Annotated in this window: 20 protein-coding genes; 7 read left to right on the forward strand and 13 right to left on the reverse strand. The window is 68.7% G+C overall.

All coding sequences use genetic code 11. The features are described 5' to 3' along the window. The 4 genes from G406_RS0113905 to G406_RS0113920 all read right to left on the reverse strand — a co-directional run. Nucleotides 1-824: DUF222 domain-containing protein (locus G406_RS0113905; RefSeq protein WP_028934319.1), on the reverse strand; the 824-nt coding region annotated here is incomplete at its 3' end. A gap of 426 nt (nucleotides 825-1,250) precedes the next feature. Further along, a complete protein-coding gene (locus G406_RS0113910; protein WP_028934320.1) occupies nucleotides 1,251-2,021 on the reverse strand; it encodes an alpha/beta fold hydrolase in 771 nt (256 codons plus the stop codon). 1 nt (nucleotide 2,022) lies between these two features. Further along, nucleotides 2,023-2,658 (reverse strand): TetR/AcrR family transcriptional regulator, encoded by a 636-nt coding sequence (locus G406_RS0113915; RefSeq protein ID WP_156934855.1) that lies wholly within the window; start codon nucleotides 2,656-2,658, stop codon nucleotides 2,023-2,025. A 70-nt stretch (nucleotides 2,659-2,728) separates the two neighbouring features. Next, entirely contained in the window at nucleotides 2,729-3,709 is a 981-nt protein-coding gene (locus tag G406_RS0113920) for an SDR family NAD(P)-dependent oxidoreductase (protein ID WP_028934322.1), read from the reverse strand. Nucleotides 3,710-3,832: 123 nt separating this feature from the next. On the opposite strand from G406_RS0113920, the gene G406_RS0113925 reads away from it, so the two are divergent. Then, nucleotides 3,833-5,170: a purine-cytosine permease family protein gene (locus G406_RS0113925; protein WP_245607113.1), complete on the forward strand. Its 1,338-nt coding sequence runs from the start codon at nucleotides 3,833-3,835 to the stop codon at nucleotides 5,168-5,170. Nucleotides 5,171-5,202: 32 nt separating this feature from the next. Here the strand turns inward: G406_RS0113925 and G406_RS0113930 are convergent, their stop codons facing one another. Next, complete coding sequence (locus tag G406_RS0113930; protein ID WP_028934324.1) at nucleotides 5,203-6,144, reverse strand: AraC family transcriptional regulator; 942 nt, start codon at nucleotides 6,142-6,144, stop codon at nucleotides 5,203-5,205. Nucleotides 6,145-6,507: 363 nt separating this feature from the next. Between G406_RS0113930 and G406_RS0113940 the strand changes: the two genes are divergently transcribed. After that, nucleotides 6,508-7,320, forward strand: a complete 813-nt coding sequence (locus G406_RS0113940; RefSeq protein WP_028934325.1) for a Rossmann-fold NAD(P)-binding domain-containing protein — start codon at nucleotides 6,508-6,510, stop codon at nucleotides 7,318-7,320. An 83-nt stretch (nucleotides 7,321-7,403) separates the two neighbouring features. Here the strand turns inward: G406_RS0113940 and G406_RS0113945 are convergent, their stop codons facing one another. Further along, the gene (locus tag G406_RS0113945; RefSeq protein ID WP_028934326.1) at nucleotides 7,404-8,078 is read right to left on the reverse strand and encodes a peroxiredoxin-like family protein; all 675 of its coding nucleotides are present in this window, start codon (nucleotides 8,076-8,078) and stop codon (nucleotides 7,404-7,406) included. A gap of 96 nt (nucleotides 8,079-8,174) precedes the next feature. On the opposite strand from G406_RS0113945, the gene G406_RS0113950 reads away from it, so the two are divergent. After that, the gene (locus G406_RS0113950; protein ID WP_245607114.1) at nucleotides 8,175-8,819 is read left to right on the forward strand and encodes a TetR/AcrR family transcriptional regulator; all 645 of its coding nucleotides are present in this window, start codon (nucleotides 8,175-8,177) and stop codon (nucleotides 8,817-8,819) included. A gap of 46 nt (nucleotides 8,820-8,865) precedes the next feature. Then, nucleotides 8,866-9,513 carry a TetR/AcrR family transcriptional regulator gene (locus G406_RS46755; protein ID WP_051342074.1) on the forward strand — a complete coding sequence of 216 codons (648 nt, stop codon included), beginning with the start codon at nucleotides 8,866-8,868 and terminating at the stop codon, nucleotides 9,511-9,513. Between the two features lie 162 nt (nucleotides 9,514-9,675). Here the strand turns inward: G406_RS46755 and G406_RS0113960 are convergent, their stop codons facing one another. Further along, the gene (locus G406_RS0113960; protein ID WP_028934328.1) at nucleotides 9,676-10,014 is read right to left on the reverse strand and encodes a metallopeptidase family protein; all 339 of its coding nucleotides are present in this window, start codon (nucleotides 10,012-10,014) and stop codon (nucleotides 9,676-9,678) included. A gap of 36 nt (nucleotides 10,015-10,050) precedes the next feature. Then, nucleotides 10,051-10,626 (reverse strand): CGNR zinc finger domain-containing protein, encoded by a 576-nt coding sequence (locus G406_RS0113965; protein ID WP_051342076.1) that lies wholly within the window; start codon nucleotides 10,624-10,626, stop codon nucleotides 10,051-10,053. 70 nt (nucleotides 10,627-10,696) lie between these two features. Here G406_RS0113965 and G406_RS0113970 point away from each other — a divergent pair, with 70 nt between their 5' ends. Together G406_RS0113970 and G406_RS0113975 are read left to right on the forward strand one after the other, a co-directional pair. Further along, entirely contained in the window at nucleotides 10,697-11,500 is an 804-nt protein-coding gene (locus G406_RS0113970) for an SDR family NAD(P)-dependent oxidoreductase (RefSeq protein ID WP_028934330.1), read from the forward strand. A gap of 130 nt (nucleotides 11,501-11,630) precedes the next feature. Next, complete coding sequence (locus tag G406_RS0113975; protein WP_156934857.1) at nucleotides 11,631-11,951, forward strand: hypothetical protein; 321 nt, start codon at nucleotides 11,631-11,633, stop codon at nucleotides 11,949-11,951. Between the two features lie 122 nt (nucleotides 11,952-12,073). Here G406_RS0113975 and G406_RS0113980 read toward each other — a convergent pair whose 3' ends face one another. The 3 genes from G406_RS0113980 to G406_RS0113990 form a co-directional block, all read right to left on the reverse strand. Next, complete coding sequence (locus tag G406_RS0113980) at nucleotides 12,074-12,796, reverse strand: DsbA family protein (protein ID WP_028934332.1); 723 nt, start codon at nucleotides 12,794-12,796, stop codon at nucleotides 12,074-12,076. An 86-nt stretch (nucleotides 12,797-12,882) separates the two neighbouring features. Further along, on the reverse strand, nucleotides 12,883-14,019 hold the full coding sequence (locus tag G406_RS0113985) for a citrate synthase 2 (RefSeq protein ID WP_028934333.1): 1,137 nt from the start codon (nucleotides 14,017-14,019) through the stop codon (nucleotides 12,883-12,885). Between the two features lie 220 nt (nucleotides 14,020-14,239). Continuing rightward, complete coding sequence (locus G406_RS0113990) at nucleotides 14,240-15,253, reverse strand: glycoside hydrolase family 183 protein (protein WP_051342077.1); 1,014 nt, start codon at nucleotides 15,251-15,253, stop codon at nucleotides 14,240-14,242. A 100-nt stretch (nucleotides 15,254-15,353) separates the two neighbouring features. Here G406_RS0113990 and pdxH point away from each other — a divergent pair, with 100 nt between their 5' ends. Further along, nucleotides 15,354-16,004 (forward strand): pyridoxamine 5'-phosphate oxidase, encoded by a 651-nt coding sequence (pdxH, locus tag G406_RS0113995; protein WP_028934335.1) that lies wholly within the window; start codon nucleotides 15,354-15,356, stop codon nucleotides 16,002-16,004. A gap of 162 nt (nucleotides 16,005-16,166) precedes the next feature. Here the strand turns inward: pdxH and G406_RS0114000 are convergent, their stop codons facing one another. Both G406_RS0114000 and G406_RS0114005 read right to left on the reverse strand, forming a co-directional pair. Continuing rightward, a complete protein-coding gene (locus tag G406_RS0114000; RefSeq protein ID WP_028934336.1) occupies nucleotides 16,167-16,883 on the reverse strand; it encodes a hypothetical protein in 717 nt (238 codons plus the stop codon). 97 nt (nucleotides 16,884-16,980) lie between these two features. Continuing rightward, complete coding sequence (locus G406_RS0114005; RefSeq protein ID WP_156934858.1) at nucleotides 16,981-19,713, reverse strand: type 1 periplasmic-binding domain-containing protein; 2,733 nt, start codon at nucleotides 19,711-19,713, stop codon at nucleotides 16,981-16,983. Between the last annotated feature and the right edge of the window lie 114 nt (nucleotides 19,714-19,827).

The following is a 19,827-nucleotide window of genomic DNA, read 5'->3' on the forward strand; positions in this document are numbered from 1 at the left end:
TTCTGCTGTAGGTCGCGTTCGGTCATGATGACCGTGACATGCGGCCTCACTCCGCCTTCAGCGGGCAGTCGGCCTTCGTCCAACGAGTGGGAGCAGATTTCGGCGAGTGCGTCGGCTTGGCGTTGGGGCAGGGTCTTGCGCTCATCTGCTTCTGGCAGGAGTGTGGCGAGGACGGCGCGTTTGATTTCTTCGAAGGATCCGGCGTCGAGGGTGCCTTTGATCCAGCCCCCACCGTCGGGGTTCGGGGTGAGCCACAGTTCGTTGAGCAGCTCGTCGCATCCGTCTTCGCCGGGTTCGGGTCCGTCTTGGTCGAGGTGGCTGATCAGCCAGTGCGCTTCGACGGCGAGTTGGTGGGGTGAGAGTGTGCGTGCCCATTCGGAGAATGTCTGCTCAATGCTGGTCCAGGCGCCGGGGTCCAATCGTCCGGCGGCGCGGCTGTTCAACACGATGTCGATGACTAGCCCATGGGCGGGGTCGATCTCATAGTCGGCCAACGCCGAGGCGGTACACGGCAGCTTCGGTGCAAGGGTTTCACCGGTCAATGTCACGGTGGGGAACACGTGCCTGGCCAGCCGGGTCACCTTGTACGCCTCTGCCGGTTTGATCTGCAGAATGTCGGCCACGGCGGCTTTGGCGACTACTCCGCGTTCGGCGAACTCGCCTTCGGCGTCTAGCCGGGAGATGAGGTACAGCTCGTTGTAGCGGGAGCGGCGTTGGATGTGGTGGCGTTCGTATTGCAGTCGGTCGATCAGTTCCTGACCCGCGCACGCGCTCAACGCCGACATCCCGTTTGGGGTGGCGGTGTGGAGCACGGTTTCGGTCATGACCCTATGGTCTCAGGGGGGTCTGACAGTTTTGCAGCAAAATCCGGGGTTCGAGCGAAAAAGTTTTAGAGAAGTTGAAGCCCCGAAGGTTGCGTCGCCGACGTACCCGACTACGGTCCCCGACCCGCGAGCCCAAAGGCGCAGGCTGCGAGCCTGCTAACTGGCTGTTGTCTCTGTTTAAAGATTGTTACTGCAAACAAATTTCCTCGCGAGCAGTCGCAGGTGTGGGACCAGTCGTGTTGTGTGTTCGCCGCATACTCCACCCTTGCTCCGCGATCCTGGCCTGCTTCTTGGTGTGGCCTGTCGTTGTCAATCCTTTACTTCGACCCTGCTGCATGTGCACCGGGTGGCTGCGTCGAAGCGCGAAGCGGGATTGACAACGACCGGCCACACCAAGAACGATTGATGGCCAGCGGGGGAAACAATTCAGCTGGCGAGAAAGTTGACCACCGACGGACTGGCGACATCCCGCCGCTCCTCGAAATACGCGTGCCGCGCCCCGGGGATCAGCTCAACCCGGCAGCGAGGGATCCGCGACGCCAGCAGCGGGGCGTTGGCGGACGGATTGAACCGGTCCGCATCCCCGTGCAGGATGAGCGTCGGCGCGGCGATACGGGGCAGCGCGTCCCAGGCGTCGTGCTCGGCGCTGGCCCGGAAATGCAGCTTCCGGGATCGGGCCGACATGTGCGGATCACCCAGCGTCCAGTATGGCCCGGGGTGGTCCGCCAGCCAGGCGGGCGAGTACATGAGCTCCAGCAGGAACTGGCGGCTCACCGCCGGGTCGGCGAGCTTGGCGCGGACCTCCGCGTCGCGCTCCAGTCCGTGCGTGCCGCCGGGTGACGTGCAGCCCAGCACCAGCGACCGCACCCGCCGGGGATGGTCCGCCGCGACCCATTGTGCGACCCGCCCGCCCATCGACGTGCCGTACACGTCGGCTCGGTCGATCCCCAGCTCGTCCAGCACCTCGATCGTGTCCCGGGCGAAACCCCGGGTGCTGTAGTGCTCGTCGGGTGCGTCGCTGTCGCCGGTACCCCGGTAGTCGAGGGTGATCGTCGTCCGGTACGGGGCGAAGTCCGCGCGCACGCCGTTCCACCAGTGGTGCGAGTTTGCCTGGCCGGCGAGCAGGAGCAGTGGTGCTCCCTCCCCGCTGGTCTGGTAGGCGATCCGGGCGCCGTCGGGGGCGAGCGCGAAGGACAACTCAGACCTCCGGGTAGCGGATGAAGAAGCCCTCGGCGACCGTGGCGGCGAATCGGATGATGCGGTCCGGCGGATAGTCCGACGAGTCTTCCAGCACCAGCCTGCCCGCCTCGCCCAGCAGACGCAGCAGCAGCCGGGCGAGCAGCTCGACGTCCACCTCGTCGGTGTGCTCGCGTCCCTGCAGGAAGAACCGGATGATCTCGGCGAACCGCACCGTGATCGTCTCCTCGGCCTGCTGCAGGTAGGTGTGCACCGGATCCGGGACCTCACCGATGGGCAGCAGGATCGCGCGCCACGTCGAGGGGCGTTCCGCTACGGCGGCGACCACCGCGCGGGTCCCCTCGACGAACCAGCGCACCGGGTCGACCGCGCCGGTCGGGATCGGGGTGGCCGACATGATCTGGTCGAGCGCGCACCTCGTCTCCCGGTCCAGCAGCGTGCGCAGCAGGTGCTGCGTGTCGGTGAACTGCGTGTAGAAGACCGGACGGGTGACCCCGCACAGCCGCGACACCGCATCGACCGAGACGGCGGCGACGCCCTGGCTGTTGATGATCTGCAGGGCGGCGTCGAGCAACTGCGTGCGCCGTTCGGCCGGCGGCATACGGCGTGCATACGAACGTTTTGCGGCCGGGGTCACCAGCGGAGCGTATCCCTCAACCCGACCTCACTCGTCAGCAAAGCTGCATTGATGTAGGAATCTTTACCCGTCAGCCTGTCGTGGCGAACGCGTCGAGGCCGGTCAGCTCGGCGGACAGCCGCCACAACCGGGCCGCCTGCTCCGGGTCGACCGCGTAGTCGAACACCCCGATGCTCGAACCGGCGACCACCGGACCAGCCGAGTCGGCGTGCGGCGCGGCGATGTCGCAGTCCTCGCAGTACACCCCACCCATGCCGTCCAGCCGGGGAGACGTCGCCGCCCACAGCTGGGTCGCCGCGCCCTGCTCGACGCTCTTGAACTGGATGAGCGCAGTGCCGTCCGCGTCGATCCAGCCCGAGTCGATCATCTCCTGGCGGGGCAGGTGGCGTTGCAGCGGCGTCATGATCCCGCCGGGATGCAGCGCGAACGCGCGAACTCCGCTGTCGCGCCCGAGCCTGTCGAGATGGACCGCGAACAGCACGTTGGCGGTCTTCGCCTGACCGTAGGCCTGCCACTTGTCGTAGCCGTGCTCGAAAGCCATGTCGTCCCAGCGGATGCCGCTGTGGCGGTGACCGGCAGAGGAGACCGCCACGACCCGCGCACCGCCGTCGACGATGGCCGGCCAGAGCCGGTTGACCAGGGCGAAGTGGCCGAGGTGGTTGGTGGCGAACTGAGCCTCCCAACTGGGGCCGACCCTGGTCTCGGGGCAGGCCATGATCGCGGCGCTGTTGATGACGATGTCGATACCGCGGCCGGTGGCGAGGAAGCCGTCGGCGAAGGCCCGCACGCTCTCCAGATCACCGAGGTCCAGCTCGGCGATCTCCACGTCAGCGATGCCGTCGAGCGCTTCCTTGGCCTGGTCGGGACGCCGGGCCGGTACGACGACGTGTGCGCCGGCAGCGACGAGCGCACGGGTCGTCTCGAGGCCGATGCCCGAGTAACCGCCGGTCACCAGCGCCAGCTTGCCGCTCAGGTCGATCCCGTCGAGCACGTCCCCGGAGGTGCTCCGCGCGTCGAATCCGGATCCGATCGGACGTTGTTGTGTAGTCACGGATTCGACGCTATGACTTTGAGTGCACTCACAGTCAAGGCGCGTGTGTGATCGCGGACTCGACGCAGCGCGCGATCACCCGATCGGCATTAATGTCCCACCGGGATCTGCTGAGGGGTGACCGTGCTGAAGTGGTTGACGACCAGTCCGTCCGTCGAGGACGAGGTGGCACCCCGGCTCGACGGGCCGGTGCCGCGCACGCTGGGCCTTCTGGATCAGGGCGCGTTCTGGGTCAACCTGGGGGTGAGCCTGCTCGGCTTCGCGGGCGCGCTCGCGGTGCTGCAACCGGCGGGCTCACCCGCCCTGACCATCGCGGCGGCCGTGCTCGCCACGGTGGTCGGGACGGTCATCGGCAGTGCGATGGTCGGGCTCTCCGCGATCCCCGGAGCCCAGACCGGCGCACCGGCGATGGTGCTGCTGCGCGGTCTGTTCGGCGCGCGGCTGTCCTCCGTGCCGACCGCGCTCAACGTCGTCCAGCTGATCGGCTGGGGGACCTTCGAGCTGGTGGTGATCGCGCAGGCCGGGCTGACGGCGTTCCCGTCGACGCCGAGGTGGGCGTGGGTCGTCGGCGCGGGGGTGCTGACCACGGTGCTGACCCTGCGCCCGCTCGGCATGTTGCGGCTGCTGCGCAGGGTCGTCACGATCGCGGTCGCCATCTCGGTCGCGTACCTGGCGTGGCACCTGTTCCGGCAGTCGCCGCCCGCCGGCGCGCTCGGCCAGGGCAGCTGGGCGGGCTTCTGGCGGGGTGCCGACGCGGCCATCGCGGTGGCCGTGTCCTGGATTCCGGTGGCCTCGGACTACTCGCGGCACGCACGCAAGACCGGTGCGGCGTTCACCGCCGCGACCGTCGGTTACGCGATCGCCCAGATCCTCACCTACCTGATCGGGCTCGCCGCGCTGGCGATGGTGGCGGGCGACGGGGACGCCGTGTTCGCGCCGATGCTCGCCGCGCCGTTCGGCCTGATCGCGTTCCTGGTGCTGGTGGTGCGTGAGACCGACCAGTCCTTCGCCAACGTGTACTCGACCGCGGTCTCGGTGCAGAACCTCGCGCCGCGCGCGGACCGGCGCGGACTGTGCCTGGGCATCGGTGCGCTGGTGACGGTGCTCGCGCTGCTGGTCGACATCAACTCCTACGCGGGCTTCCTGAGCGTCATCGGCTCGGTGTTCGTTCCGCTGCTGGGCGTCGGTGTGGGTGACGCCCTGGTGCGACGCGCGCTGCCTGCAGACCTCACGGTCACCGCACCGTCCCGCCCACTGATGTTGCTGGCCTGGCTGATCGGGCTGTGCGTCTACCAGCTGCTCAACCCCGGTGGCCTCGCAGGCTGGTCGGACCTGTGGCTGGGAATCCAGAACGGCATCGGCCTGGTCCCGCCGTCCTGGCTGTCCGCGTCGCTGACGTCCTTCGTCTGCGCGGCACTCGCGGCGGCAGCCCTCGCAACCCTGGAACGCAAAGGCTCGTGAGTGTTGAGTACGGCTATAGCCATACTCAACACTCACGAGGTCAGAGCACGTTCTCGGTACTGCTTCGGGCTGACTCCCCGGACCCGTTTGAACGCGGTGCTCAGCGCGAACGGGCCGCTGTAGCCGACCTGGTGGGCGACCGCGCCGACCGTCGCCTCCGGCTCACGCAGCAGGTCGGCGGCCATGGCGAGCCGCCAGCCGGTCAGGAAGCTCATCGGCGGCTCGCCGACCAGGTCGGTGAAGCGGCGGGCCAGTGCCGCTCGGGACACCCCGGTCTTCGCCGCCAGCGACGCGACCGTCCACTGGTACGCCGGATTGTGCTGCAGCAGCCGCAGCGCCCGCCCGACGACCGGGTCGGCGTGCGCGCGGTACCAGGCGGGCGCGTCCGCCTCGGGGCGGGCGAACCAGGTGCGCAGCACGCTGATCAGCAACAGGTCGAGCAGCCGGTCGAGGACAGCCTCCTGGCCGGGGTCGTCCTTCACGATCTCCTCGGCGAGCAGCGGCACCAGCGGTGACGACCACTCCTCGGCGCGCAGGATCACCACCGGCGGCAGCGCGCGCAGCAAGCTCCGGCCGATCTCGCCGTCGAGCTGGTAGGCGCCGATGAGCATCATGGTGCTGCCGTGTGCGCTGTTCCCCCAGGTCCGGGTACCGATGGCGAGCTCGTCGACCAGTTCGACGCCTTCGCTGGTGGTGCATACCTGACCGGGATGGATGACGATCTGCGGCGGCGTCGACGGATCGTCGCCGAAGACGTACGGGCCGTCCCACCGGGTCACCACGATGTCGCCCGCGTCCACCCGCCGAGGCTCGCCGCCCTCGGGCACTACCCAGACATGGCCGCTGGTCACCGCGGTCAGGCACAGCGGAGCCTCGTCCTTGATGTGCATCGACCACGGCGGTTCCATCACACAGCGCAGCAGGAACGCCCCGCGTGCGCGAGGTCCGTCGAGCAGCCCGGCCAGTGCGTCCATACTCTCGGCCCTTTCCGCGCGGAGTTTTTCTGTGACCACCCCCTCGGCTTCGCCGTCGGGGGTACTCCCAGAAAAACAAACCTCGTTCCTCGGTTGAGCGCGCGCTTGTTGTCGCCCTGGGAGCCGCCGTTCGGCTTGGGAGCGTGGGTGCGGACATTCACTGCCCGGCCTTCGCCGGAACTCCTTCGGAGACTCGCGGAGCCGACTTAGCTGTTGTTGCCCTTGCTGTTGTTGGCCTTGCTGTTGTTGGCCTTGCTGTTGTTGGCCTTGCTGTTGTTGGGTTGGGGGCAGTGTAGACGAACAGACATGTTTCTGGGTTGCTCAGCGATGTTTTGTCTCGTTTGTTGGCGGTTGACTCTAGGCATGACACAGAACGAACTGACCCTGGTAGTCGGCGGAACCGGCAAGACCGGCCGTCGGGTGGCACAGCGACTGACCGAGCGCGGGGTACCGATCCGGCTCGCCGCGCGGTCGACCGAACCGCGCTTCGACTGGGACGACGAGAGCACCTGGGCTCCGGTGCTGGACGGCGTCACGTCGATCTACCTGACCTACGCTCCGGACGCGGGCTTCCCTGGCGCGGCCGAGCTCATCGGTGCGTTCGCGCGGCGTGCGGTCGACGCCGGTGCTCGCCGGATCGTTCTGCTCACCGGCAGGGGAGAGGCGGGCGCGGAACGCAGCGAGGCGGCGGTGGCCGCGACCGGTGCCGACCTGACGATCCTGCGCGCCAGCTTCTTCGCCCAGAACTTCAGCGAGGACATGCTCATCGACCAGGTGCTCGCCGGCCAGGTCGCGTTCCCCGCCGACCAGGTCCGCGAGCCGTTCGTCGACCTGGACGACCTCGCCGACGTCGCGGTCGCCACGCTCACCGAGCCCGGCCACATCGGTCGCACCTACGACGTGACCGGCCCCGAGCTGCTCACTTTCGCCGAGGCCGTCGCCGAGATCGCCGCCGCCACGGGCAAGGACATCCACTACCACCCGATCAGCGGGCAGGAGATGCAGGCGGGCCTGACGGAGGCGGGCCTGCCCGCCGACTTCGCAGCACGGCTCGTCGAACTGTTCGCCGAGGTCCTCGACGGCCGCAACGCAACACTCGGCGACGGCGTGCACCAGGTTCTGAACCGCACCCCCCGCACCTTCAGCACGTTCGCCAAGACCACCTTCACGCCCTGACCCACCGGCACGAATGTGGCTTTAGGGACGTTCAATGTCCCTAAAGCCACATTCGTGCCGCCTGGTGGTGGTGAGGGGCGGGGTCAGACGGTGGTGGTGCGGATCGCCTGGAGGATGTCGGCGGGTTCCGTGCGGGTGCCGTAGTCGGGGTGGACGTCGATCCAGCGGATCGTGCCCTCGGCGTCCACCAGCACGACCGTCGGCATCGGCAGTGTCCAGGTGCCGTCCGCGTTGACCTCCGCGAGGTTCATGCCGAGGCCTTCCTGGGCGGCCTTGGCATCGGGCGTCGGGGCATTGAGGATGCCCAGCCCGGCGCCGAGCTGGTTGCCGGGGTCGGACAGGACCGCGAAGCTCAGCTCGTTCGACTCGGCGACGGTCAGCGAGCCGTCCGGCTTCTGCGGGCTGACCGCGATCAGCGTGATGCCCAGCCTGTCCAGCTCAGGGACGAGTTCCTGCTGGTAGGCACGCAGCGCGACGTTGCAGTACGGGCACCACGCGCCCCGGTAGAAGACCAGCACGGACGGGCGGCCACCCGCGGTCTCGGCCACGGTGGTCGGTGCGCCGTGAACGTCAAGCAGGTCGGCCGAGGGCAGCGGTGAACCGGGCTTCGACACACCGGCGGGCACCCCTCCCCGGGTGAGGAGCGCGCGGTTCTCATCGAACGCGGCCAGCGCCTCGGCGGGCAGTGCGGGTCCGAGCTGGGCCTCCATCGCGGCCACCTGCTCGGCGAGCGACGTCGGTTCGGTGCCTGCGGTCATCGAGATGCCTCCACCAAATTTTTGGATTAAACGATCCACTCATCCTCTGTGCAACGTTCTGGATTGTCAACTCCAGAAACTGGGTAAACTGACAGGGTGAGTGACACCGCGATCGCCGCCGAACCGCCGGGGCTGACCCGCAAGGGCCGGGCCACGCGGGCGAGGATCGTCGAGGCGGCCGCGCGGCTGATGTTCGAGAATGGTGTGACCAGGACCAGCATCGACGACGTCCGGCAGGCGGCCGGCGTGAGCAGCTCGCAGCTGTACCACTACTTCGCCGACAAGCAGGAGCTCGTGCGTGCCGTCGTCAGGCACCAGGCCGACGAGGTGCTCGCCGCGCAACAACCGCTGCTGAGCAACCTGGACAGCTTCGAGTCGCTGCGGATCTGGCGGGACGCGATCGTCGACCTGCAGCGCAACCGGAACTGCGCGGGCGGCTGCCCGATCGGCTCCCTGCTCCCGGAGGTCGCCGAGGTGGACGCCGTGGCGCGAGACGGCCTCGCGGACGGCTTCAGCCGGTGGGAACACGCCATCTCCCGGGGCATCGCCGCCATGCGCGACCGGGGCGAGCTGCGTGCCGATGCCGATCCCGAACGGCTGGGCCTCGGCGTCCTCGCCGCGCTGCAGGGCGGCCTGCTCCTCACCCAGGCCCGTCGCGACACCGAGGCGCTCTCCGCCGCGCTCGACCTCGCTCTGGATCACCTGCGGACCTACGCGACGGATGGAGTGGCCGGCGCATGAGGGCTCCCCGGAACCATCGCGTGTCAGCCACTCTAGGGTTGATCGGATGAGGGTCGAGAGCGGCGACGGTGCGCGGCTGGGCTTGCGCGAGCGCAAGAAGCTGATGACCCGGCGCGCGATCCTGGATGCGGCGGAGTCGATGTTCGCCGAGCGCGGGTACGACAACGTCACGGTCGTCGAGATCGCCGACGCGGTGAACATCGCGCCGAAGACGGTCTTCGTGTACTTCCCGTCGAAGGAGGACCTGGTCTTCGACGGCGAGGACGACATGAGGGCGCGGGTGGTCGCCCGGATCCGCGACCGCGCTCCCTCGGAGACACCGCTGCAGGCGATGGCCGGACTGCTGCGTCAGATGATGTCCGAGTCGGGGTCGCAGGCCGTCGAGAAGATGGCCCGGATGCGGCGCACGGTGCGCGGCAGCGCGGGGCTGCAGGCGCGCATGTGGCTCATGTGGGAGCACATCGAACAGGAGCTCGCGGTCGCGCTCGCCAGGGAGTGCGGGGAGGACGAGCACGCCCCGTGCTCGCGGGTGGTCGCCGCGCAGCTCGTGCTGATCTTCCGGCTGCTCGCCTCCGACGAGGTGCTCGGCTACGTCCGCTCCCGTCCGCAGTCCGAGCAGCGTGCGGCCCTGGAAGAGTGGCTGGAGACGTCGATCGAGATGGTCGGCGGCGGGATCAGCAGCTACCCGTCCTGAGCTAGTGTCCTGAGTCGCAAGTTCGTGTGCTGAGTCCGGTGATCCAGATGTCGTCTGGCAAGGCGCCGGAGGCAGCTCGTACCGGGGTACTTGCAACGACGGCGCCGCCGCCAGGCGGCATCTGGGCGCCGGAATCAGTGCGCGAACTTCCGACTCGGGACACTAGCCCCAGCCCAGCTCGTGCAGGCGGTCGTCGTCGAGGCCGAAGTGGTGGGCGATCTCGTGTACGACGGTGATCAGCACCTCCTCGACGAGCTCCGGTTCGTCGGCGCACATCGCCATGAGCGGCTCGCGGTAGACGGTGATGCGGTCCGGTAGTGCGCCGCCGTAGTCGCTGGTGCGCTCGGTGAGCGGGATTCCGTCGTACAGACCGAGCAGATCAGGGTCCTCGGGGTGGGCGTCCTCGGTCAGCACGGCCACGTTGTTCATCGCCTCGGCCAGTCCTTCGGGGACCTGGTCCAACGCCTCGGCGACCAGCTCGTCGAAGCGCTCGGCGGACACGACGACACCACTGTTCTCACTGTTGATGCGGCGAATCTATACCTGTTCGCGCTGCTTGCGACGCGCGCGGGAGGCACGCAGGTTGGCGGCGTTCCCGCACACGTGCACGTCGTGCCAGACCCCGCTGTTGTTGCGGGACCGATCGAAGAACACCGTGCCGCACGTGCCGTTGCGGCAGCTCTTGAGCCGACGCCAGGTGTCGTGCTGGTGCGCGAGATAGATCTCGCCGAGCACCGCGGAGACGACCCACGCGGCGCCGTCACCGTCCGGCGACGAGGTGAGCCGGCCGTCGCCGCTGAGGGCCAGTCGTAGCGCGCCGTGCGCGGCGGGCGCCTCGACGTCCGGCTCGCCTGCGACGATCCGCTTCAGCTGGGAGCGCAGGACGCGTAGCGCGTCGAGGTCGTCGCGGCCGAGCGGGATTCGGGTCGGTTCGGTGCCGGTCTGCTCGGCCCACAGTGCGACGGCCTGGTCCAGCCAGTTCTGCGCGGTCGGCGGTTCGTCGAGCAGGTCGGGGGACGACACGACCGGGACCGTGTTGAGCAGCTCCTGGACCAGTACCAGGCCCGCGGGGGCAGGAGCGATCCCGAAGCGGGCGCTCGCCAAATCGGACATACCCATAGCGTACTCGCTTATGTCGCACGACACAGTGTGCAGACAGAAGTAAAAGCGCTACGGTTATGTCATGACGACTTCTGGAACCGCACTCATCACCGGCGCCTCCTCAGGGATCGGCGCCGTGTACGCCGACCGACTCGCCCGCCGCGGCTACGACCTGGTCCTGGTCGCGCGCAATCAGGAACGGCTCGACGCGCTCGCCGCGAAGCTGGCCGAGCAGACCGGTCGCACGGTCGACGTACTGGTCGCCGACCTCGGCAAGCCCGAGGGCGTGGCGGCCGTCGAGCAGGAGCTGCGCACCAACTCCGCGCTGACCCTGCTGGTCAACAACGCCGGCATCGGCGCGCTCGGCCCGCTGCTGGAGACCGACGTCGACCTCGCGCAGCGGATCATCGAACTGAACGTCACGGCTCTGACCAGGCTCAACTACGCGGTGGCGCCTCAGTTCGTGGCGCGCGGCGCCGGCGCGGTCATCAACATCGCCTCGGTCGTCGGCGTCGTGCCGGAGATGCTGAACGGTGTGTACGGCGCGTCGAAGTCCTACGTGCTGGCACTGACCCAGTCGATGCACAAGGAGCTCGCCGACCAGGGCGTGCAGGTGCAGGCCGTTCTGCCCGGCGCGACCGCCACCGACTTCTGGGCGATCGCCGGTAACCCGGTGGAGAACCTGCCGGAGACCATGGTGATGTCGGCGCAGGACATGGTCGACGCCGCACTGGCCGGCTTCGACCAGGGTGAGCTCGTGACGATCCCCGCGCTGCAGGACGTCACCCAGTGGGAGGCGCTGGAGTCGGCACGCCAGACCCTGGCGCCCAACCTGTCCGTCACCACCCCCGCCGCCCGCTACCGCACCCCGGTCACCGCGAGCTGACCCCGCCGCGCTCGGCTGCGTCCTCGCAGAGCCTCATGTCGCGTCGCAGACACTGCAGTGTCTGCGACGCGACACGACGCTCTGCGACGCGATGTGGACGGTGGGGTCGTGCGGGGCGCGGAGCTACCTGTTGTCGGGCTTCTGGTGCTGGTGCTCGTCCTGGGTGTGGTTCTGGTCCTGGTTGTGGTGCTGGTTCTGGGGTGCGCCGTGGTGGGACGGGGCGGTGGTCACCGTGGTCGGCACCGTGACGGTGGTGGTCGTGGAGGTGGACCCGCTGCCCGAGTCGGTGTCGCCGCTCGAGGTCGTATCCGGAGCCGGTGTCGGGGCCGGCGTCGCCGAAGCGGTCGGTGACGCGGATTCGGACGAGGTGTCCGCCGGGGTCGACGAACTGTTGTTGCAGCCGGCCAGGAGCGCGAGCAGCCCACCGGCGAGGAGCAGCGACGCTGTGTGATGTCTCATGCCCCGCCCAACGCCCGGCCGGGACAATGGGCGCGGTCGCGCACCGCCCCCGGCCTAAGCATCGCCTCAATATTGGCAGGGTTCTCTCAGCTGCCCCGGCGAAGCCCGCTCCAGCTACTTCTTCTGGCGGCGACTACCGCCGTGCCAGTCCTGGGAGACGCCGACCTCGTCCTGGGAGACCCCGAGCGCGGGCAGCTGCGGCAGCTCGCGCAGGCTGCGCTTCAGCTCGGCGAACCCGGGGAACCGGGCCAGCCCGATGACGTGGTCCCACAGCACGGCCGCCTGCTCGTCGGACGGCAGCCTGCTGATCACCGGACCGAAGAACGCGACGCCCTCGGGCGGCTGGAAGTGCAGGATCGGTGTGCCGACGTCCTTGCCGGTCAGCGACAGCGCCTCGTCGGTCGAGGCCTGGATGGTCGGGTCCCATGACGAGTCGTCGAGTGCGTCGGCGAGCCCGATGGGCAGATCGACCGAGGTCAGGATCGGTTCGACGAACTCCCGCGTGCCGCGCGAACCGGCGCTGCCCTGCTCGTCCTTGGGCGTCTCGAAGATGTGCGCGCCGTAGGCCTCGTACAACGCGGCGACGGCGTCGGCGCCTTGCTCGGCGGAGGTCCGTGCCGCGACCCGCAGCAGCCGCAGCCCGGCGGTGTGGCCCGCCTCGTACTCCGGCGGGAAATGCGTGTCGTAGTCGATGTGCGCGTTGAGCTGGCGCAGCGAGATGAACCGCCAGTCGACCGTGTAGTCGCGCTGCGCCTGCACCTGGCGGACCCACTTGCTGGTCATCCAGGCGAACGGGCACACCGGATCGAAGTAGAAGTTGATGTCCGCATCGGCCATGGTTTCAGGCTAGGCCGTAAACGTCAGTCCTGCCCGGGAGCCGTGAGTGGCGAGTGGTCCTCGGAGACCACTCGCCACTCACGGCGTCAGATCTCGTCCCAGCCGTCGACCTCGGAGGGACGGCGCGGGCCGGGGCCGATGTACTGCGCGGACGGCCGGACCAACTTCGCCTCGCGCTTCTGCTCCATGATGTGCGCCGACCAGCCGGCCGTACGGGCACTGGTGAACATCGCGGGCATCATGTGCGGCGGGACCTCGGCGAAGTCGAGGATGACCGCCGCCCAGAACTCGACGTTCGTCTCGATGGGGTGGTCGGGACGACGTTCCCGCAGCTCCTTCAACGCGGCCTGCTCGAGCGCCACCGCCACCTCGTAGCGCGGTGCCTTGAGCTCCTCGCAGGTGCGGCGCAGCACGCGGGCACGCGGGTCCTCAGCCCGGTACACCCGGTGCCCGAAGCCCATGAGCTTCTCCTTGCGGTCCAGGATGCCCTTGACCAGCGCGGTCGGGTCGTCGCTCTTCTCCGTCTCGGCGATCATCGGCAGGACCCGCGCCGGCGCGCCGCCGTGCAGCGGTCCGGACATCGCGCCGATCGCGCCGGACAGCGACGCCGCGACGTCCGCGCCGGTGGAGGCGATGACCCGCGCGGTGAACGTCGAGGCGTTCATGCCGTGCTCGGCGGCCGACACCCAGTAGGCGTCGATGGCCTTGACGTGCGCCGGGTCCGGCTCGCCGCGCCACCGCACCATGAACCGCTCGGTGATCGTCTTGGCCTGGTCGATCCGGGACTGCGGAACGGCCGGGATGCCGATGCCGCGCGCGGACTGGGCCACGTAGGACAGCGCCATGACCGAGGCCCGGGCCAGCTGTTCGCGGGCGTCGGAGTCGCTGATGTCGAGCACCGGCCGGTAGCCCCAGTACGGGGCCAGCATGGCCAGCGCGGCCTGCACGTCGACCCGCACGTCACCGGTGTGCACCGGGATCGGGAACGGGTCGGCCGGCGGCAGGCCCGGACCGAACCTGCCGTCCACCAGCAACGCCCATACGTTGCCGAAGGTCACCTTGCCGACCAGATCCTCGATGTCGACGCCTCGGTAACGCAGGGCGCCGCCGTCCTTGTCCGGTTCGGCGATCTCGGTGCGGAAGGCGACGTGGCCCTCCAGCCCGGATTTGAAGCCCGGCGGCGGAGGGGGTACCTCCGAGCCAGTTGCTGACGATTGTGACAACCCGGCCGTTCCGTTCGTGGCGGAGCCGGCGCTGGCTGCGTTGGTCACGGGGTCCTCCTCGTAGGTCCCTACACCGGTGCGGGGACCGTTGTGCACACCTGCACTGGTAGGTCGTCTGGTGAGGCCGAGACTAGGCCGCAATCGCGTCGATGGCAGAGCAAAACGCGTCACACTCCGGTGAAAGGCCAGCTCGCGCCAGGTGAACGCACACTAACCAAGGTTAAGGATCACTAACAAGACGTGCGCGGAGCAGGTACACGTTGTAGGGACCCCACTGCGACATGGCGAAGTAGATGTCGTCGCCGTCCAGCGCGCCGGGGTGCAGGTAGCCGCCGTACAGTGCGGGGTAGTCCTGCCCGGAGACCAACGTCTCACCGTCGCTCCACGGACCGGTGACCTCGCGGGCGGCGCGCAGCACGATCCGGCCGGCGCGGTCGTCCAGGTGCACCATGAGCCACAGGCCCAGACCCCGGTGGAACGCGACGGACAGCTCGCCGCACGGCCCCGCCGCGACCGGCACCGCGCGCCGCACCCGGGTGCCCCAGCCCTGCCCGGTCCAGTACTCGTAGCGCTTCGGCTCGCCGACCTGCGTCGGCTCGACCCTGGCCAGGTGGACGTCGCCGAACCGGCCGTTGCGGGTACCGAACAGGTAGACCCAGCGATCATCGCGGGTGAACGCGCCCATCTGGAACGGGTTGCGTCCCAGCAGCGTGTTGCGCCAGCGCGCCGAGCGCCGTTTCGTCCAGGTCTCGCCGCCGTCCACGGAGTGCGCGATGCCGCCGTAGTTGGTGCGCCACCCGCCGGGAACGCCCCACATCATCACCGACATGTAGTGGAGGTACTGGACGCCGTCGACCGCGATGCCCGCCGTCGGGATGACGGTCGACTCGATCCAGCGGCGCCGGTCCTTGGGCAGGATCTCGGCGGCGTGCCCCGGCCGGTCGCAGATCGCCGACTCCAGCACCAGCCCGTCCTCCGGACGGTCGCCGCTGCACCGGACCAACACGTTGCGCCGGTGGTCGGCGGTGCGCAGGCCGGCGCCCGGACCGCACCAGCCCTCGCCGTAGGTGTCCCCGAACACGGCGAACAGGCCGCCCTCGCCGTCGTCCCACAGAATCCCTAGGTCGGTGGCGAGGAAACCGAAGCGGCTGCCGGTGCGGTTGGGCGAGTCCTCACCGGTGATCGCCGCGATCAGCTCGGGCCGGCTCGGGCGCACGATGGGCGCGGTGGTCATGTGCTGTCGATATCACATTCGTGCTGTGTAAACGAACGCTAGCGCGCGGGGCCCTTCCACACCTACGGTCAGTAACCCGGGGCGGAGAGGTGGCACAACCATGTCGGTTGATCGGATGGAGAGTCGCGCGGTGGCGGCCGAGACGTCGTTCGACGCGGGGGATCTGGCGGCGACCTGGCACGAGCAGCTGCACAACTGGCTGGCCGATGCGGTCGAGGCGCAGCTGCCGGAACCGAACGCGATGGTGCTGGCCACCGCGGACCTGGACGGCGCGCCGTCCAGCCGCAGCGTCCTGTGCAAGACGATCGATCAGCGCGGCATCGTGTTCTTCACCAACTACACCTCGGCCAAGAGCCGCGACCTGCGCTCCAACCAGCGCGCGGCGGTGACCTTCCCCTGGTACGGGCTGCACCGTCAGGTCAACCTGCGCGGCACGGTCACCGAGGTACGCCAGTCCGAGTCGGAGGCGTACTGGGCGACCCGCCCACGCGGTTCGCAGCTCGGTGCGTGGGCGTCACCGCAGTCGGTGATCATGTCCAGCCGCAAGGCGCTGGACGACTCCCTCGACGCCGTGACGCATCGCTACGCCGACGCCGAGCAGATTCCGCTGCCCCGGCACTGGGGCGGCTGGCTGATCCGTCCGGAGCGGGTCGAGTTCTGGCAGGGCCGCCCCAACCGCATGCACGACCGCCTCGCCTACGACCGAACCGCCCACAACAACTCCTGGACCATTCACCGCCTGGCCCCCTGACCCCCTCGCCCACCCCACCTCACCCGCGAGTCGGTCCCCTCAGCACACCGAGTCGGGCGTTTCGGCACCGCGAGTCGGGCGTTTCGGCACCGCGAGTCGGGCGTTTCGGCACCGCGAGTCGGGGGATTGGGCACCGCGAGTCGGGGGATTCCGCGCCCACAGCTACCGCGCCGAGTTGGTCCAGAGCTCCACGAGGTGCGTCCGGGGCGGCAGATCGGAACCGGCCGGGTTGGTCCGCGCGGACACTCGCACGTGGTACGGCTTGCCGGGCTCGATCGACAGCCGGGGGAACCCGGGAAGCTTGCCCTCTTGCGGGAACACCGTCACGTGCATGCCGGTGGCGATGAGCTTCGCGTCCTCGACCTGGTCCCACTCGCCGCGATCGGCGGGCCCGGGAGGAGCGCCGAGCACCCGCACGGTGACGCCGACCGGCCCCGAGCTGACACCGGTCGGGATCAGCGCGCCACCGTCCGAGCTGGGAATGATCATCCGGCCGGGCTCGACGTGCGACGGCGGCAGCCCCGAGCTGCCGTCCTCGCACAGGCAGTAGAAGCCGTTCTCCAGGGTCAGCGTCGCGTCGTGCTCGGCGGTGACGTTGCTCGGCCAGCTCAGCCGCCGGGTCTGTTCCAGGTCGGCGAACGGAAGCGGGAACCGCAGCGAGCCGCGCAGCACGATCGGCGGCGGCGCGGACACGTCGACGAGCGTGCCGGGGGGCGAGCTCCAGTACGCGAGCAGCGCGGCACGCTCGATCGACGTCATGGCGTGCGTCTCGCTCGTGACGAGCGTGTACGCCGTCGAAGGGCTCGACGGATCGGGCAGCAGCGCGACCAGCGCCGCGCCACATGCCGCCGCGGTGACGATGGCCCGTGCCGAATGCATACCTCTCCCGAAACGCGTGTCTGAACGGATCAACGCGCGACGGGCCGGGATGATGCGCAGCCGGTAGTGGCTATGAGAAGTGCCACCGAGCGATGGCTCAGCGAGGTGGGTCGAACGGGCACCAGGGCTGGGTCCGAGGGTCATGCGCGGGACCGCAGTAGCTTTTCGTCGTCGATTGGACCTCGCCACCGCGGACCTGAAGGACCAGGATCTGCTTGTCCCTCGGCACCCGTCGCTCGTTCTCGCCACCGAAGTCGATGTAGCCCGAGGCACCGCGAATCCCGCGAGGAGCGGTGATCGACGAGATCTGGCGCCACACCGCGGTAGGTGAGATCGGGATGCTCTGCCGACCGGATCGCAGGTGCTGTACCGAGGTGATGAACGTTTCCGCCGCGTCGAAGGCCAGCGCCGCATACCCGTCGAGCGACCGATCGGCCGGATTGTCGGTCGGGAACATCCGTCCGTAGCTGTTGTAGAAGTCCAGTTCGGGGCTTGCTGAGGCCTGGCTCGGCGTGGTCACCGCGAACGCCACGTAGTCGAACGGAACCGACGGGTACTGCCTCCGCGCCACAGGATTGGCCGCGTGGCGTGTCGTGTCGTCGTCGGCGAGAATCCGCGGTGTCGTGAGGCAGTTCCTCGCGGATGCCAGGAACTGGCCGAAGTCCGGCGCCGGCCTTCCCGCGTAGAACACCAAACCGGGATGACCGCATGAGTCGGTGCCCGCCTGGTTCGCGTTGGCCACATGCCGATCCGCATCGGTGAGCGAACCCGGTGAATCGCTGCCGTCCGGGGTGAACGACACACGCTCCACACTGAACCCGTGTCCGCTGAACGCCTCGGAAGCGTCAGCCGCCAGATTTCTGCTGTAGAGATCCGCGCTGTTGTCGGAGAAGTAGATGCGCACCGAACGGGCCGGCACATCCCCCGGTGGCGTGTGCGCATCGGCATAGGCCGCGGCGACTGCTGCTTCGCGTCTGTTCTGCGGCGCGATCTGGTAGTACATCAGCATCTCGTCGGCGAAGCTGTCGGTGGAGATGGTGACGGCGATGGTCGGAACACCGTGATTCGCGAGTGCATCGACCGTGTCCGAGGTGGCCTGGTAGCTCTGGTTGAGACCGACGACGCCGACCAGTGTCGGGTCGGCCGAGGCGACCGATCCGATCCATGCGGCGACCTGCACACCGTTGGCCATGCGCTGGCCCGCGTTGGCGAAGATGACCTTCACCAGCGGCTCGGTGCTCGCAGTGGCGTCCAGCTGACGGCGCTGTGCCACCGCCATGCCCTTGAGCCCCTCGCTCTCGGCGGCCAGAGCGCCGGTGTTCGGTCCGGTCACGCTGAGCGCGCCCAGGTACACCAGTGTGACGATCGGCCGGGCGGGTTGCTGGTCGTGCCGGTCGTCCACCTCGTCGTTGAGGGCATGGACCAGCTGGTTGAGGCTCCGTGCCGAGTCGTCGAGCGGGCTGAACAGCACGGTCAGGTCATCGGACACCCCGACGCATTCGTCATTCGCCCAGGCCACTGTTGGACTCAGCCCTGGCCAGCTCAATCCATTGCCGCAATGTGTCTGGCTCCACCAGAGGTAGCTGAACGCGCCCGCCGCGACCAGGAGCCCGGCCGTCCCGAGGCGGGCGGTCTTGCGGAGGTGGGGTTCATGCGGGGCGACGATCGCCGGTGTCGCGGCGAGACGTTGCCGCAGCGGGTGTCGTTGTTCGGGGGTCTGAGGTGGCGGCGGGACCTTCAACGGCAGGAACCACGCGGCTTGACCTTGCTCACGCAACGCTTGATCCAGCGTATTCGTCCAGGCCTGGTACGCGACATCGGCGGCCGCGACCGAATCGACGGTGGCAGGCATCGTCGCGAACGGGGGCACGCGGAGGCTCTCGGTGATCACCAGCAGGGGATCGGCGAGCTGCGTGCGGTTGCGTACCTCGTTGATCGCCCGCAACAGCTGGTAGCCGCCGTTGCGGCGGGTGATGTTGCTGATCGCGAGCAGACAGCAGGTTGTCCTGCGCACGCCGAGGAACCGTTTGACTGGGCTGCGGTAGGCGGCCCGGAGGTCCTCCATGAACGAGTTGACCAGGAACAGCAGTGTGGTCTCCGGCTTGTGCGGCCAGTCGTCCCTGGTGAGTTCCAGCATGACGCCCAGAGCGTTCCCCGCGCGCCGAGGAGCGATCGCTTGCGGGCGCATGACCCACCGGTAGTAGCCGCTGAGCAGCGGAATCCTGCCGCCGACCCGGGCCCGGTAGAGCAGCGCCATGAGCGGGATGGTGGCCGCCCGCAGCCAGGCCGGGATCGCCAGGTCGTTCGGAATCTCGGGGAGCCGATAGCGATCGCGGGTGCGCAGCGAGGATCGCAGTGCCCGTTCGCGAGCCGACTGATCCACGTGTGCCGGCGTGATCTGCTGGTCCATCAACCAGCTCAGCAGCGCGAACCTGCGGAACCGGTGAACGCGCTGCCGTCGATCGTTCGTCCCGCCGAGCTGTTTGGCCAGAGCCGTGAGCACCTTTCTGACCTGTGTGACGTCGTCGACCGTGACCTCCATCGGCCGCTCCTGTGACGGAGGGTTCCTGAGGTCGAGGCTCAGCACCTTGTTCACCTCGAGGCCGGAGGCGATGCGGGCACGGATCGAGGGCAGCAGCTCGGGTTCGTGGTCATCGCGGATGAGGCAGATCAGCGGCCGGTTCGGCTCGCCCTTGGCCGGTATCGGATAGAGCTGTGCCAGCAGCTTCATCAGCGCCGCGTTGCCCTCGAACAGCAGTGCGTCGTCGTCGGACGCCGTCATGTCGCCCCGCTCTGAACCTCGATGGGAGATGCCCGACTCCTTCGTCACCAGACCGTCACTCAGAGTGATGTTATCATCGTGAGTGATATACATCTCGCCTAACGGGTGGATCTGTTACCGAATGATCGCCACGGCCCTTATGAGCAGCGCCACCGACCTTGC

This window comes from Actinospineispora spinosispora DSM 44797 (assembly GCF_000429025.1).
Taxonomy (GTDB): Bacteria; Actinomycetota; Actinomycetes; order Mycobacteriales; family Pseudonocardiaceae; genus Pseudonocardia; species Pseudonocardia spinosispora.

Bases quoted from the DNA above. Each gene is read 5' to 3' on its own strand.
- G406_RS0113980 (WP_028934332.1), bottom strand. From the start codon at position 12,796: ATGGCCGATGCGGACATCAACTTCTACTTCGATCCGGTGTGCCCGTTC.
- G406_RS0113965 (WP_051342076.1), bottom strand. From the start codon at position 10,626: ATGTCCGATTTGGCGAGCGCCCGCTTCGGGATCGCTCCTGCCCCCGCG.
- G406_RS46755 (WP_051342074.1), top strand. From the start codon at position 8,866: ATGAGGGTCGAGAGCGGCGACGGTGCGCGGCTGGGCTTGCGCGAGCGC.
- G406_RS0114000 (WP_028934336.1), bottom strand. From the start codon at position 16,883: ATGCATTCGGCACGGGCCATCGTCACCGCGGCGGCATGTGGCGCGGCG.
- G406_RS0113940 (WP_028934325.1), top strand. From the start codon at position 6,508: ATGACACAGAACGAACTGACCCTGGTAGTCGGCGGAACCGGCAAGACC.
- G406_RS0113930 (WP_028934324.1), bottom strand. From the start codon at position 6,144: ATGGACGCACTGGCCGGGCTGCTCGACGGACCTCGCGCACGCGGGGCG.
- G406_RS0113945 (WP_028934326.1), bottom strand. From the start codon at position 8,078: ATGACCGCAGGCACCGAACCGACGTCGCTCGCCGAGCAGGTGGCCGCG.
- pdxH (WP_028934335.1), top strand. From the start codon at position 15,354: ATGTCGGTTGATCGGATGGAGAGTCGCGCGGTGGCGGCCGAGACGTCG.
- G406_RS0113970 (WP_028934330.1), top strand. From the start codon at position 10,697: ATGACGACTTCTGGAACCGCACTCATCACCGGCGCCTCCTCAGGGATC.
- G406_RS0113990 (WP_051342077.1), bottom strand. From the start codon at position 15,253: ATGACCACCGCGCCCATCGTGCGCCCGAGCCGGCCCGAGCTGATCGCG.